The 14,417-nt window shown below is 76.8% G+C and carries 12 protein-coding genes; 11 read left to right on the plus strand and 1 reads right to left on the minus strand.

Annotated elements, in window-relative coordinates:
* Positions 1-207: 207 nt before the first annotated feature.
* Positions 208-1,404, minus strand: coding sequence for a hypothetical protein (locus AB0K92_RS26585; protein ID WP_365926830.1), 1,197 nt, complete (start codon positions 1,402-1,404; stop codon positions 208-210).
* 115 nt (positions 1,405-1,519) lie between these two features.
* On the opposite strand from AB0K92_RS26585, the gene AB0K92_RS26590 reads away from it, so the two are divergent.
* The 11 genes from AB0K92_RS26590 to AB0K92_RS26640 all read left to right on the plus strand — a co-directional run bounded on the left by AB0K92_RS26590 (position 1,520) and on the right by AB0K92_RS26640 (position 14,324).
* Complete coding sequence (locus tag AB0K92_RS26590; RefSeq protein WP_365926832.1) at positions 1,520-2,509, plus strand: ABC transporter substrate-binding protein; 990 nt, start codon at positions 1,520-1,522, stop codon at positions 2,507-2,509.
* 101 nt (positions 2,510-2,610) lie between these two features.
* Positions 2,611-3,543 carry an iron ABC transporter permease gene (locus AB0K92_RS26595; RefSeq protein WP_166005536.1) on the plus strand — a complete coding sequence of 311 codons (933 nt, stop codon included), beginning with the start codon at positions 2,611-2,613 and terminating at the stop codon, positions 3,541-3,543.
* A gap of 113 nt (positions 3,544-3,656) precedes the next feature.
* On the plus strand, positions 3,657-4,589 hold the full coding sequence (locus AB0K92_RS26600; RefSeq protein ID WP_365926902.1) for an iron ABC transporter permease: 933 nt from the start codon (positions 3,657-3,659) through the stop codon (positions 4,587-4,589).
* 95 nt (positions 4,590-4,684) lie between these two features.
* Positions 4,685-5,482: an ABC transporter ATP-binding protein gene (locus AB0K92_RS26605; protein WP_365926834.1), complete on the plus strand. Its 798-nt coding sequence runs from the start codon at positions 4,685-4,687 to the stop codon at positions 5,480-5,482.
* Positions 5,483-5,564: 82 nt separating this feature from the next.
* Entirely contained in the window at positions 5,565-5,678 is a 114-nt protein-coding gene (gene amiA, locus AB0K92_RS26610) for a streptamidine family RiPP (protein ID WP_004004115.1), read from the plus strand.
* 95 nt (positions 5,679-5,773) lie between these two features.
* A complete protein-coding gene (locus AB0K92_RS26615) occupies positions 5,774-6,724 on the plus strand; it encodes a hypothetical protein (protein WP_365926837.1) in 951 nt (316 codons plus the stop codon).
* On the plus strand, positions 6,721-8,316 hold the full coding sequence (locus AB0K92_RS26620) for a CocE/NonD family hydrolase (RefSeq protein WP_365926839.1): 1,596 nt from the start codon (positions 6,721-6,723) through the stop codon (positions 8,314-8,316). Before AB0K92_RS26615 ends, AB0K92_RS26620 begins: the two co-directional genes overlap by 4 nt.
* Positions 8,313-9,692, plus strand: coding sequence for a YcaO-like family protein (locus AB0K92_RS26625; protein WP_365926841.1), 1,380 nt, complete (start codon positions 8,313-8,315; stop codon positions 9,690-9,692). The genes AB0K92_RS26620 and AB0K92_RS26625 overlap by 4 nt, the downstream gene beginning before the upstream one ends.
* Before the next feature lie 8 nt (positions 9,693-9,700).
* Entirely contained in the window at positions 9,701-10,831 is a 1,131-nt protein-coding gene (locus AB0K92_RS26630; RefSeq protein WP_365926843.1) for a SagB/ThcOx family dehydrogenase, read from the plus strand.
* Positions 10,828-12,567, plus strand: coding sequence for an ABC transporter ATP-binding protein (locus tag AB0K92_RS26635; protein ID WP_365926845.1), 1,740 nt, complete (start codon positions 10,828-10,830; stop codon positions 12,565-12,567). The genes AB0K92_RS26630 and AB0K92_RS26635 overlap by 4 nt, the downstream gene beginning before the upstream one ends.
* Complete coding sequence (locus AB0K92_RS26640; protein WP_365926847.1) at positions 12,564-14,324, plus strand: ABC transporter ATP-binding protein; 1,761 nt, start codon at positions 12,564-12,566, stop codon at positions 14,322-14,324. Before AB0K92_RS26635 ends, AB0K92_RS26640 begins: the two co-directional genes overlap by 4 nt.
* Positions 14,325-14,417: the final 93 nt, after the last annotated feature.

Here is a 14,417-nt window from a genome sequence, read left to right on the forward strand (position 1 = left end):
GACCGCCCCAGCGCCCGATGACCGCCCGCCCTGGCACATGACGACCGCCCCGGCGCCCGACGAACACTCGGGCACATGAAAGACCTCCGGCACATGAAAGACCTCCGGCGCACGACGACCTGCGACGTCTGCGGGCCTACGGCGCTCGGCGTCGTGCCGGGACACCCGTGAGCGCGCCCGTCGTCAGCCGCCGACGACAACCCCGCGTCACCGCCCCACCAGATCACGCTCCTCCCCGTCGGCCTGCGGCAGCAGGACCGCGTGGCCACCGTGGTGGAGAGGGGTGTCCACCCGGACGCGGTGGGTCTCCTGGCCGGCCGTGGCGTCGACGAGGTGGATCTCGCCGTGGCCGCCGCGGGTCACGGCGACCCAGTCGGCGCCGGGTGACGCGGCCACCGCGCGGCGCTGGACGCCCTCCCACGGGGTGCCGCCGCGCCGGGGCGCGCCGTCCATGGCGGGCAGGGGGACACGGGAGACGGCTCCGTCCGCGCTGAGCAGGATCAGCTCGTCGCCGTCGGGATGGACGCGGGCGAACGCCGTGTGGGCGCGCGCGAGGGCCAGGCGGAAGACGAGGCCGGGGCCGAGGTCCGTGCGGGCCGTGGTCCGGGTGTGGAGGTCGTACCGCCAGGCCTGGTTGGTCCACTCCGGCCAGCGCAGCGGGTCCGCGGGGCCGCCGCGCAGCGTCGACCACAGGGCGCGCCGCCGCGGGTCCAGGCGCAGGTACCAGCCGCGGGCGGGCGCCCCCCAGGGGATCACGGGCTCCGTGACGAGGCGGTCGCCCTCCCGGCGCGCCCGGTGCACGCCCTCACCGGTGGCCGCGAACACCGTCGCCGTGCGCGGGTCCTGGGCGTCGCCGTGGCCGTCGCCGGGCAGCGGGAGGCCGGCGACCGGGGTGACGGGCGGGCAGCCGGGGGACGCGGCCATCAGGTCGGTGACGCGCTGGACGGCCAGGGAGCCGGGCTCGCGGTGACGGAGGACGACGAGCGGCCGGTCGGGTCCGAGCACCGTGACACCGGGCTCGCCCGCGCGGGTGCGCACCCGTACGGCGTCCCCCGTGGCGAGATCGACGACGGTGAGCAGGTCCGACCACGGCGCGGAGTTCTTGCCGAGCCCGGTCGTCACGGCCACCCATCGGCCCGAGGGGTCGCTGGCCAGGTGCTCGGCCGGTACCGCCACGGGTATCGCCGCCGCCACGAGTCGCGGGCCGGACGGGTCGAGCACCAGCAGCTCGCCGCGGCGGTCGTCGACACAGGCCACCCGGCCGTCCGGCAGGGCCAGGAATCCGGCGTGCTCGGAGAGATGACGGCCCGGCAGCCGGCCCGCCTCCGCCCCGTCCGGCACGGTCACGAGATGGACGCATCCGTCCACGTGGTCGGAGACCAGGAGCAGCGGTTCGGTCGTCATCGGCGGCCCTTCATCGGCAGATTGAGCGTGTCTGAAAATGATTATCATGTATGGTCGGTGCGTTTCCGGACCACGAGAACACTCAGCACACTCACGACAAGAAACGAGGGCACCGATGCTGCGCTCACCCCTGCGAGCCATACGGCGCGGACTGGCCGCCGTGATCCTGGGTTCCGTCCTGGTGGGATGCGGCGCCTCCGCCGACACCTCGACCGAGAGCGGGGCGGCCACCGGCGACGCGAAGGCCGACGTCACCGATGTGACGGTGGACCCCATCAAGGAGACCCTGCGGCTGACGGACGCGCGCGGCGTGACCGTCTCCCTGAAGAAGAAGCCCGAGCGCATCGTCTGCCTGGTGGCGCTCTGCGACGACATCCTGACCGAGCTGGGCATCGTCCCCGTCGCCACCAACAGCCAACTCCTCGCCCAGCCGGGCTTCCTGGGGGAGAAGAAGGCGAAGGAGGTCGCGGTCGTCCCCGGCGGGTTCATCGCCCCCGAGGTCGAGGCGATCCTCTCCCACAAGCCCGACCTGGTGATCGGGCTCGAGGACACCCACGGCAAGCTCGCCCCCGCGCTGAAGGGCGCCACCACCTTCTGGCCCATGCAGCCCGCCAAGTGGCAGGACAGCGTGGGCTATCTGCGCGACGTCGCCGCCCTCACGGGCCGCACCGCCGAGGGTGAGAAGGCGGAGAAGGCCTTCCGCGTCAAACTCGCCGCCGCCGAGCGGAAGAAGAGCGACAAGACCGCGCTGATCATCTACGGCAGCGACGAGAACTTCGGCGTCGCCACCCCCGGCACCGACGTGGTCGCGGGCCTGTTCCCGAAGCTCGCCGAGTACCCCTGGAAGTCCCGCGGCGTCGAGGGCAGTTACAGCCTCGAGGAAATCCTCGCGAGGGACGTCGACGTGCTGTTCGTCGAGACGATGAGCTTCGGCGAACCGGACGGCAAGCTGTCCGAGAAGCTGGCGAAGAACCCGCTGTGGGGCAAGATCCCGGCCGTGAAGAACGGCGACGTCCACGAGGTCGACTCCGAGGTGTGGGCCAAGGGACGCGGCACCCGCTCACTGGGCCTCGTCCTCGACGAGGCCGTGGCCGCGCTGCGGTGAGCACGCCCACCCACACCACGGCACCGGCGGAGGCCCCCTCCGCCGGTGCCGGCGCGCCGGAGCGGCGGCCGGGGGCCCGGCGCTGGACCCAGGCGGCGGCCCTGACCGCCCTGCTCGCACTCGCGGCATGGTGCGCGCTGTGCCTCGGCACGCCCTACGTCCCGCTCCACCGGCTGTTCGGCGGCGACGAGATCACCCGCGTCGTCGTCACCGAACTGCGGGTGCCCCGGCTGGTCCTCGCGCTCGTCGCCGGGGCCTGCCTGGGCGCGGCGGGACTGGTCCTGCAGGAAGCGCTGCGCAACCCGCTGGCCGTCCCCGAGATGCTGGGCGTGTCCTCGGGCGCCGCCCTCGGCGTCGCCGCGCCCCTGGTGCTGGCGGTCACGCTTCCGGCGGCCGTCCAGCCCCTGCTGGCCATCGCCGGGGCCGCGCTCGGCGGCGGACTGACCCTGCTCGCGGCCGGACTCGGGCGCAGCCCCTCCGCCGTCCTGCTCACCGGGGCCGCGGTCGCCGCCGCGTTGCAGGCCGCGCTGCTCGTGCTCATGGTGATGGCCGACCAGCTCGACCTCCAGCTGATCTACCGCTACCTGCTCGGCTCGCTGTCCGCGCGCACCTGGGACGACGTGACCGGGCTGTGGCCGTGGCTGTTGATCGCCGTCCCCGCGCTCGTGCTGTGCGCCCCGGTCCTCGCGGTGCTGCGGCTCGGCGACGACGACGCGGAGGCGCTGGGCGTGCGGGTGCGCCGGGCCCGGTTCACGGCGCTCGCGGTCGCCGTCGTACTGATCGCCCCGGTGACCGCCGTGTGCGGCCCGGTGGCCTGGGTCGGCTTCCTCGCCCCGCACCTGGCCCGGCGCCTCAACCCCCGCTCCGACGCGGTGCGCTGGCTGCCCTGGTCGGCGGCGTGGGGCGCGGCCGTGGTGGCCGTCGCCGACGTTCCGGCCCGGCTCGCCCTGGCCCCCACCGAAACCCCCGCCGGCGCCTGGACGGCCCTGCTCGGCGTCCCGGCCGGGGTGGCACTGCTGCGGAGGGCGCGATGACGGCACGGATACTCGGCACGCCCGCCAGGGGACGCGTCGTGGCCCGGCGCTACGGCGTGCTGGGCGCGCTGCTCCTGCTGGCCGCGGGCGCCGCCCTGCTCGCCGGGCGGGCGATGTCCCCGGGCGTGGTCTGGGACGTACTGACCGGCGGCGGTGAGCCGCTGGACCGCCACGTGCTGTTCGAACTGCGCCTGCCCCGCCTGCTGGTGTCCCTCGGCGCGGGCGCCTGTCTCGGCGTGGCCGGTCTCGTCCTGCAGTCGGCGCTGCGCAATCCGCTCGCCGGTCCGGAGGTCACGGGCGTCACACCGGGCGCGGTGCTCGGGGCGGTCGCCGCGACGGGACTCGGACTCGCGGGCTGGCAGTCGCCGTTCGCCGTGGTCGTCGCCTCGTGCCTGGGGGGCTGCGCCGGGGCGGGGCTGCTGTGGCTGCTGACCGGGCGCGGCCGGGGCGACCCGGCGCAGATCGCGGTGCACGGGGTGCTGGTCTCGGCGGTGCTCGGCGGACTCACCGCCATGGTGCTGCTGGTCGCCCCGGGCGAACTCGGCAGTGTTGTGCAGTGGCTCGTCGGCAGCACCGAGGGCCGGGTGTGGCAGCACTGGCATCTGCTGTGGCCGTGGGCGCTGCCGTGGCTCGTCGTCGCCTGGCTGCTGTCCGGGCCGCTGACCCTCCTTCGCTGCGGGGACGAACTCGCCGCGGCGGCCGGGCTGTCCGCCGCCCGCGCCCGCACCCTCGCCCTGCTGTGCGCGGTCGCCCTGACGGCCGGCGCGGTCGCCTCGGTCGGCGCGCTGGGCTTCGTGGGACTGCTGGTGCCGCATGTCGCGGTGGCCGTCTTCGGCGCCGACCTGCGCGTCGCGCTGCCCGGCGCCGCGCTGCTCGGCGCGCTCGTGGTGAGCGGGGCGGACGCGGCGGCGCAGGCGATCTCCCGGCTGCTGGCCGCGGTCGAGGACGCCGGCCGGTTCTCGCTGCCCGTCGGCGCGCTGACCACCTGTGCCGGAGCGGTGCTGCTGCTGATCGTCGTGCGCCGCACACCGAGCGGGAGCTTCTGACCGCGACCGCCGCCGGCCCGGCCGGCGACCCCGCCGGCGAGGCGGTGCCGCACGGCCCGGCCGGCCGAACACCCTACGGACGTGAAGGACATGGCATGAGCGAACCCGTCGGCATCCGTGTCGAAGGGGTCCACTTCGGATACCCCGGCCGGCCCGTGCTGCGCGGCGTCGACCTGACCGTCGAACCGGGCGAACTGACCGCCCTCGTCGGTCTGAACGGCTGCGGCAAGTCGACCCTGCTGCGGCTCACGGCCGGGCTGCTGCGGCCCGGCGAGGGGCGCGTGCTGCTCGGCGGAGACGACCTCGCCCGGCTCTCCCGGCGCGCCGCCGCCCGCCGGGTCGCGCTGCTGCACCAGTCCGCGCCGGCCGTGCCGGGCATGACGGTGCGTCAGCTCGTACGGCAGGGGCGGTACGCGGCCCGCGGCCCGCTCGGGATGCTGCGTGAGGGCGACGACACCGTGGTGCGCCGGGCGCTGGAGGACGTCGGCGTGGCCGACTGGGCGGACCGGCCCGTGGAGGCGCTCTCCGGCGGGGAGCGGCAGCGGGTCCGGCTGGCCATGGCACTCGCCCAGGACACCCGCGTCCTGCTGCTCGACGAGCCGACCACCTACCTCGACCTGCACCACCAGCTCGACGTGCTGCAGACCGTGGTGCGGCTGCGCGAGGAACGCCGCCTCACCGTCGTGATGGTGCTGCACGACCTGGCCCACGCCGCCCGCTTCGCCGAGCGGATCGTGGCGCTGCGCGACGGGCGCGTGGTGGCCGACGGGGCGCCCGAGGAGGTCGTCACCCCGGCCTTCCTCGCGGACGTGCTGCGGGTCGCGGGGCGGGTCGGCCGGGACCCCGAGGGGGACTGGCCCGTGTGTTACCCAGATCACCCTCTCCACCGCTAGTAAAACGATAATCGTATTCATTAGTGTTCTGGTCGTGGCGCTCAACAGAACGTCACAACCCCTTTGTGAAGGAGGAACGTTCGTGGAGAACGAGCAGGTCTTCGCGCCGATCGCCGACCCGGGTCAGCTGGCCCACGACTCGGCGTCCCACTCCAACGCCCTCGTCGAGAACCCCTTCGACGACACCGAGGAGTAAGCGAGGGCTCCCCCCTCACCCGCGGGCCCGTCCGTCCGTTCCAAGGGCGGGCCCGCTCCCCACTTCCCGACTTCCGGCCCCGTAGGAGAACCGACGTGTCCCGCAGCCAGCTCGCACCCGGTGTCGAGGTCGTCGCCGTCGACGGCCGGGAGCTGGCCGTCCGCACGGCCGACGGCGAGTTCCTCCGCGTCCGCACCGGCGACGCCGACGTGGACGCGCTCCGCGCCCGGCTGGCCGGGGCGGACACCGCCCGCGCGGACGGCGAACTCGACCGGCTCGTCGCGGCGTTCGGCGCGGCCGGCTATCTGACCGAGGCCGAGGCCGACGTGAACCCCGAGGCCGACGTGAACCCCGAGGCCGGCGCGGACCCCGAGGCCGGCGCGGACCCCGAGGCCGGCGCGGACCCCGACGCCGGCGCGGACCCCGACACCGGCGGCACCCCTGCCGCGGCCGCCGCCTGGCCCGCCGCGCGGCGCGACATCCTCGTGCTGGGCGACCCGGTGCTCACCGGACCGCTCACCCGGCTGCTGCGGGAAGCCGGCGCCGAACCCCGCCCCGGCACACCCGGCGAGGCGGTCGCGCCGGAGGCTGCCGCCGCCGTCGTCTGGTGCCTCGACGGGCCCGTGCCCGACGGCCTGTGGGACGACGCCGACCGGCTGCCCCAGCGCGGCGTCGCCTGGCTGCGCTGCCACCGAGAGGGCTGGCAGGCGTACCTCGAACCGGTCGCCGCCGCCCCCGGAGACGTCACCTCCGCCCACCTGCGCGCCCGCCGCCTCGCCGCCACCCCCGCCCACCGCGAACTGGCCGCCTACTGGAGCGGACCCCGCACCACCGGCGCCCCCGTACGCCTCACCACCCCCGCCGCGGCGCTGCTCGCCGCACTCCTCGCCGACGACCTCACCCGCTGGGCCACCGGCGCCCCCGACACCGGCGCCCTGCCCGCCCGGCGCCGCCTGCGCCGGGTCGACCTGCGCACCCTGACCGTCACCGAACACCCGGTGCTGCCCGTCCCCGACGTCGCGCGGATACCGGTGACCGCCAGGTGACGACGTACACCACGGCCGTACACGGCCTGGCCACCGACATCCGGCTCCCCGACGGCCCCGGCCCGTTCCCGGCCGTCCTCGTCCGCACCCCCTACGACCGCCGCGCCCACCACGCCGAACTCCGCGGCTGGGCGCGCCGCGGCTTCGCCGCCGTGGCGCAGGACGTGCGCGGACGGCACGGCTCGGCGGGGGAGTGGCGGCCCTACGCGCACGAGGCCGCCGACGGGGCGGACACCGCGCGCTGGATCCGCCGGCGGCCCTGGAGCGACGGCCGCATCGTCGCGTACGGCGCCTCCTACGCCGCCCACTGCGCCGTCACCCTCGCCCTGGACGCGCCCGAGGACGCCCGCCCGGACGCCGTCATCGCCGCCGTCCCCGCCCTCGGCGCCGCCGACACCGCCCGCGAACCGAGCGGCGCGGAGCGGCTGCTGACCCGCGCGGGATGGTGGGCGGCCCACGGCGACCGGCCCGACTCCGACGAGGGCGCGCTGGACAAGGCCCTCGCCGGCGACCCGGACGCGCTCACCCACCTGCCCCTGCTGGACCTGCCGCGACGGCTCGGCCGTGAGCTGCCCTCCTGGCCCGGACTGTGGCACCACCGCGACCGGGGTCGGCTGATCGCCCGGGCCCCGCGGGCGCGGATGCCGCTGCTCGCCGTGGGCGGCCACCACGACCACTTCGCCGAGGACACCGTCGAGTTGTGGCGCCACTGGGGCGGCCCCTGCCCGCGGCTGCTCATGGGACCGTGGGGACACGGCCTGGTCGCCGCACCCGGCCCCGACGCCCACCCCGCCCACCGGGTACGCCTCGGCGACCTCTACGCCCGCTGGGCGCGCTCCGCGCTCGCCGGACACCTCACCGGCGGACGCGGCGGAGCCGTGGCACTCGGCGGCAGCCCCCTGTGGACGGCGGCGGACCTCGAGGGCGAGCCGTACGCGCCCCGCCTGCGCCCCCTGCGCGGCACCGCCTTCACCGCCCACCCCGAACACCCGGTGTCCTCCGCCGAGTTGACCGTACCCGTCGACGGGGAGCCCGACCGCTGCGTGCTCGTCACCGCGCCCCTGCCGCGCCCGCTGGACCTCCTCGGGCCCGCCCGGGTGCGGCTGCGCGCCCGCGCCGCCACCCCGTCCGCCGACTGGTTCGCACGGCTCGTCGCCCTCGCCCCGGCAGGACCCGCCCGAACTCCGGCTGTAGGACCTGCGGCAGACCATGCCCCGACGCTTGCCGGAGAGCATGCGCCAACGCTTGCCCCAGCACGTGCCGGAGAACGTGCCGGAGGACAGCATGCCGAGCGGCTGGCCGTAGGCGTCGTGCGGCGGCACGGCCAACCCCCGGGCCAGACCGCCGAGTTCTCCATCCCGCTGGGCCGGATCGCCCGGCGGCTGCCCGCCGGGACCCGGCTCCGCCTGGAGATCGCCGGGCACCACTTCCCGGCCCACGCCCGCAACCCGCACACCGGCGAGGACCCGATCACGGCCACCCGGCTCATCCCCTCCGCACGGGAGGTGGACCCGGACCGCCTCGAACTCCGGCTGAGCGTGCTCCGTACCCGACCGACCCCGACCGACCCCGCGGAGGAGATCCTGCGATGACGACGCTGCCGCTGGAAGCCCTGGTAGACCCGGTCTGCGGCATCGTCCGCAAGGTCAAGCCCGTCGAACACCCGCCGGGCACACCGCCCCGCTACACCGCGATGACCGCCGAGGTCGCCGACGCCCGCAAGCTCGGCCTGTGGCCCGCCGACCGGGTCTCGCTCGGCACGTCCTTCGGCGACCCCGAGACCGCCCGGATCGCCGCCATAGCCGAGGGAGTCGAACGCTACTGCGGCAACCGCCTCCCGCCACCCGGCCACCGCGACGCGCCCCTGCACTCCACCGCCGCCGAACTCACCCGCAAGGGCCTGCGCCTGTACGGCCCCGGCGACCTGCCCGCGTACGCCGACTGGCAGTACACCCGGCCCAAGTTCCCCTACCGCCCCCTCACCGACGACACCCCCGCCCTGTGGACCCGCGGCACCGAACGGCTGCCCGGCGGGGAGAGCACCGAGGTGTGGGCACCCGTGTCGCTCACCCACCTCAACTGGCGCCAGGGCGAACTGCGTTCGCTGCCGCGCACCCACCACCTCAACTACGCCGGCATCGCCACCGGCCAGGGCTTCGACGACGCCGTGGAACGCGGCCTGCTGGAGATCGCCGAACGCGACGCGCTGGAACTGTGGTGGCACCTCGACGGACCCACCCGCGGCATCGACCCGGACACCGTGCCCGGCCTCGCCGACGACCTCGCCGGATCGGGGCTGCGCGTCTGGATCACCGAGATGCCCTCCGAGTTCGCCCCCTGCGTGGCCGCGCTCGTCCACGACCCGCGCCTCGGCCTGTACGCCGCCGGGTTCGCCTGCAAGCACGACCCGGCCGAGGCCGCCCGCAAGGCCGTCCTCGAAGCCGTGCACACCTGGGTCTTCACCCAGGGCCTCACCGGACCCGACGGCTGGGTCTTCCAGGCCGTCGACGCCGGACTCCTCGCCAAGGGCCTCTACCTCGACCACCGCGAGGACCGCCGCTACCTCGACGCCTGCGGCCCCCACTTCGAGCACGTCCGGGACCTCGGCGCGCACGTCCAGGTGTGGCTCGACCCGCGGATGGCCGCCGAGGCCCGCCGGTTCACCGACCCCGCCCTCGGGGTCGTGCCCGTCGACGCCGTCGAGCCCGGCAGCCCGGACCGGATGCGGCGCGCGCTGGAGCGCGGCGGCCACCGGGTCATGACCTTCGACCTGACCACGGAGGACATCGCCGAGACCGGACTGCGCGTCGCCCGTGTCCTGGTCTCCGGACTGCTCCCCAACGCCCCCGCCGCCTTCGGCTACTTCGGCTGCCCGCGCCTCGCCGAGGCCGCCCTGGCCCGCGGCTGGCGCACCACGCCGCCGCGCGCCCCGGAGGACTTCACCCTCGCCCCTCCGCCGCACATGTGAGCCGCGCCGTGGATCTGGTCACCGCCCTCGCCCGGGCCCGCAGCGCCGAGCGGCCCGGCCCCGACACCCCCGCCGGGCCCGCCGTCCCCGACTGGCCGGGCCCCGCACACGCGCTGCCCCCGGCCACGCCCGGCCGGCTCGACCTGGACCGGCTGCTGCGCCTGTCGCTGGCCGCCGCCGACCCCGCCGGGCGGCTGCGGCCCACCCCGTCCGCGGGCGCGCTGCACCCCGTCGACGCCCTGCTCGTCGTCGGCGACGGCTGCTCCCTGCCGCCCGGACGCTACGGCTACGACCCGCTGCGCCACCGCGTCCACCACCTGGGCCCGGCCCCGCACGACATCCCGCCCGGAACGACCGTCGAACTGACCGTCACCCCCCGGCGCACGGAGAGCCACTACGGCCACCGCGCCTGGCCCCTGCTGCTGCTCGACACCGGGCACGCCACCGCCGCGCTGCGGCTCGCCGCCCAGGCCCTCGGGACACCCCGGCCGGACCTCCGCCTCGACGGCACCACCGAGTCGCCACTGGCCGCCGTACACGTCCCGCCGCCCGGCGCGGAGCAGGAGTCGTACGCTCCCCAGCACCCCAGCCCGGAGGCGGACAAGCCCGCCCCCCAGGCGGACGCCCCCACCCCCACCGACCTGCTGACCCGCCGCAGCGCCCCGCCGCCCCTGGCCGGCACCCCCGCGCGTGACGACCTGCGGCACGTGCTGGCCGCCGCGGAGGCCGCCGGGGCCGGGCGGCTGCGGTGGTGCGCGACCGTCGGCGCGCCCGAACCGGAACTCGTCGAGACCGCGCCCGACGGCACCCTGCGGCGGCTCGCCGCCGGGGAGGCCCGGCCGACCCTCGCCGTCTGGGCGGCCGGACAGCGCTGGCTCGCCGACGCGGGCGCCGTCCTGCTCGCCTACGGCTGCCCGTCCGACGCCGACGCCGTACGCATCCGCGGCGACCACCTGCACGCCGGACACGCCGTCGGCTGCGCCCTGTTCGCCGCCGGGCGGCGCGCACTGGCCGCCCGCCCCGTCGGCTCCTGGCAGCGGGCCGACCTGGGCGCCGCGCTGGGCGGCGCACCCCACCAGAACTGGATCGTCCACGGCCTGGCCCTCGGGTCCGGCCGACCCGAGAAGAGGACCCCGTGATCGTCCATCCGGAGCTGCGCCACGCCGCACGGCACGCGCGGCGCACGCTGCTCGCGGCCACCCTCCTCCAGGGAGCCGTCACCCTGAGCTGGCTCGTCCAGGCCGTCCTGCTCGCCCAGGCCCTCGCCGCCATCGCGCGCGGCACGACCGGCTCCCTGCCCGCGCTCCTCACGGCGGTCGTCGCCGTCGTCGCCGTGCGCGCCGTACTCGGCTGCGCCCAGCGACGCACCGCCGCCCGCGCCGGCGCGCGCGTCCGGGTCCGGCTGCGCGACGAACTCCTCGCCCACCTCGGCCGGCTGGGCCCCGCCCACCTCACCACCGCCCGCGCCGGAGCCGTCCGCACCACCCTGGTCGACGGCGTCGAAGGCGTCGACGCCTACGTCTCCCGCTACCTGCCCCAGCTGATCGTCACCCTCGCCGCGCCGCCCCTGCTGCTCGTCGCCGTGGCGTTCATCGAGCCGCGCGCCCTCCTCGGACTCGTCCCCGCCCTCCTCCTCGCCCTCGCCGGGCCCCGCGCCTGGGACCGGCTGCTCGCCCGGCGTGGCAAGGAACACTGGGACACCTACGAAGGACTGGGCGCCGACTACCTCGAAGCCCTCCAGGGCATGCCCGCGCTGCGCGCCGCCGGCGCCGTGGGCCGCACCCGGCGCCGGCTGGAGGAGCGGTCGGCCGCACTGCACCGGGCCACCGTCGCCAAACTCCGCGTCTCGCTCGTCGACACGGGCATCACCGACCTCGCCATCCAGGGCGGCACCGCGGCCGCCGCCCTGCTCGCCTGCTGGTCCTCGGCGACCGGCGCCACCACCCCCGCCGGCACCTACCTGGTGCTGCTCCTGGCCGGCGAGTGCTTCCGGCCCGTCCGCGACCTGGCCCGCGAATGGCACGCCGGATACCTCGGCGTGTCCGCCGCCGACGGGCTCGCCGCCCTGCGCACCGCCGCACCCGCCGTCCCGGACACCGGCCGGGAACCCGCCGCCTGGCCCACCGCGCCCCGGCTGACCTTCGACGGCGTCGAGTTCACCTATCCCGGCGCCGCCCGCCCCACCCTCCGCGCGGTCACCTTCACCGCCGAGGCCGGCCGCACCACCGCGATCGTCGGCCCCTCCGGCGCGGGCAAGTCCACCCTGCTCGCCCTGCTGTTGCGCCACCACGACCCGCAGCGCGGCCGGATCACCGCCGACGGCCGCGACACGACCGCGTACACCCTCGACTCGCTGCGCCGCGGCATCGCCGTCGTCTCCCAGGAGACGTACCTCTTCCACGCCACCATCGCCGACAACCTGCGGCTGACCGCGCCCGACGCCACCGACGAGGACCTGGCCCGCGCCGCCCGCGCCGCCGGCGTCCACGACGAGATCACCGCCCTGCCCGACGGCTACGCCACCGTCCTCGGCGAGCGCGGCGCCACCCTCTCCGGCGGCCAGCGGCAACGCCTCGCCCTGGCCCGCGCCCTGCTCGCCGACGCGCCCGTCCTCGTCCTCGACGAGGCCACCAGCGCCGTCGACGAACGCCGCGAGGCGGACATCGTCCGCGACCTGACCGCCGCGGCGCGCGGACGGACCGTCCTCGTCGTCGCGCACCGGCTGGCCGCCGTCCGGCACGCCGACCGCATCGTCGTCCTCGCCGACGGCCGCGTGGACGCCGTCGGCGACCACCACACCCTCGTCGCCGCCGGGGGACTGTACGCCGAGCTCGCCGCGGCGGGCCGTACGCACGAGAAGGGCCTCGCCGCATGAGCACCGCCGACACCGCGCTCGCGCACCCCGCACCGCCCGCCCGGGGCGCCCTGCGCGCGCTGCTGCCCGCACTCGCCGGGCACCGTGGCATGATCGCCCGCACCTGTGCCGCCGCCCTCGTCGAACAGGGCTCCCTGGTCACCCTGGTGACCTTCGCGGCCTACACGGTGGGCAGCGCCGTCAGCACCGGCCGCGCCCCCACGGCCGGCACCGTCGCCGCCCTGGCCGCCCTCGTCGTGCTGCGCGCCCTGATGACCTGGCGGGAGATGGACCTCTCGCACGACCTGGCCTACCGCGTCCTCGCCGAGCTGCGGGTACGGGTCTTCGACGGGCTCGCGCGCAGCGCCCCCGCCCGGGTGGCGGGCCGCCGCAGCGGCGACCTGGCCGCCACCGCCATGGCCGACGTGGAGGCGCTGGAGTTCTTCTACGCCCACACCACGGCCCAACTCCTCGCCTCCGGCGTGGTCCTCACCGGCGGCGCGACCGTCCTCGCCGCCGTCGAGCCGTGGCTGCTCGCCGCCCTGGTCCCGGTCGCCGCGCTGCTCGCCGCGGCACCCTTCGCCGAGGCCCGCGGCCGCACCGACCGCGGCGCCCGCACCCGCCAGGCCGCCGCCGACCTGTCGGCCGACACCGTGGAAACCGTCGACGGCCTGCGCGAACTGCTGTCCTTCGGCCGCCTCACCGAGCGCCGCGCCCGCCTCGCCGAGCGCGGCGAGCGCCTGGGGAACGCCCAACGCGCCGAGGTGACCTGGGACTCGGTGGCCGCCGCCGTACGCGACCTGCTCATCGTCCTCGCCGTCCTCGGTGTCGTGGCCGCCGCCGCCCGGGCCGTGACCGCGGGGCGGCTGGACGGCGCGTGGGCGCCGGCCGCGATGGCGCTCGCCCTCTCCGTGCTGGGCCCGGTCGCCGAGTCGGCCAGGTCACTGAGCCAGGCCATGGGCCTGCGCGCCGCCGCGGCCCGCGTGGACGCCGCGACCAAGGCCCCCGCGCTCGCCCCCGAGCCCGCCACGGCCCGCCCCCTGCCCTCCGGCCCGCTAGGCGTCCGGCTGCACGGCGTCAGCTTCGCCTACGACGACCGCCCGGTCCTGCGCGGCCTCGACCTCACGGTCCCGGCCGGGCGGACCCTCGCCCTCGTCGGCGCCTCCGGCGCCGGCAAATCCACCTGCGCCCACCTGCTGGCCCGCTTCTGGGACCCCGCCGGCGGCGCCGTCCAGCTCGTCCCGGAGTCCGGCGACCCCGTCGACCTGCGCGACCTCAGCGACGCCGACCTGCGCCGCGCCGTCGCCGTCGTCGGCCAGGGCACCCCCCTCTTCCACGGCACCCTCGCCGAGAACCTGCGCCTGGCCGCGCCCGAGGCCGACGACGACCGGCTCGCCGAGGTGGCGGCGCTGTGCGGCGTCGACCGCATCGCCCCCCTCGACACCCCGGTCGGCGAGCGCGGCGCCACCCTCTCCGGCGGCCAGCGCGCCCGCATCGCCCTGGCCCGCGCCCTGCTCCGCGACCCGCGGGTCCTCGTCCTCGACGAGACCACCGCCCACCTCGACAACAGCGGTGACGCCGAACTCGCCGCCGCCCTGGCCCGCACCCGCGCGGACCGCACCACCCTCGTCATCGCCCACCGCCCCGCCACCATCCGCCGGGCCGACCGCATCGCCGTACTCGAGGACGGACGCATCGTGGAGTCGGGCACCTGGCGGGAACTCACCGCCCGCCCCGACGGCGCCCTCACCCGCGTCCTGGCCGTGACCCCGCGCTGACGCGGGTGGGCGGCGGTAGCCCGGGTACGCGGCGACGGCTCGGGTACGCCGGAAGACTCCGGGGCGGCCACAAGAACATCCCCTGCCCGGACG

Source organism: Streptomyces sp. NPDC052687, assembly GCF_040678395.1.
Lineage (GTDB): Bacteria > Actinomycetota > Actinomycetes > Streptomycetales > Streptomycetaceae > Streptomyces.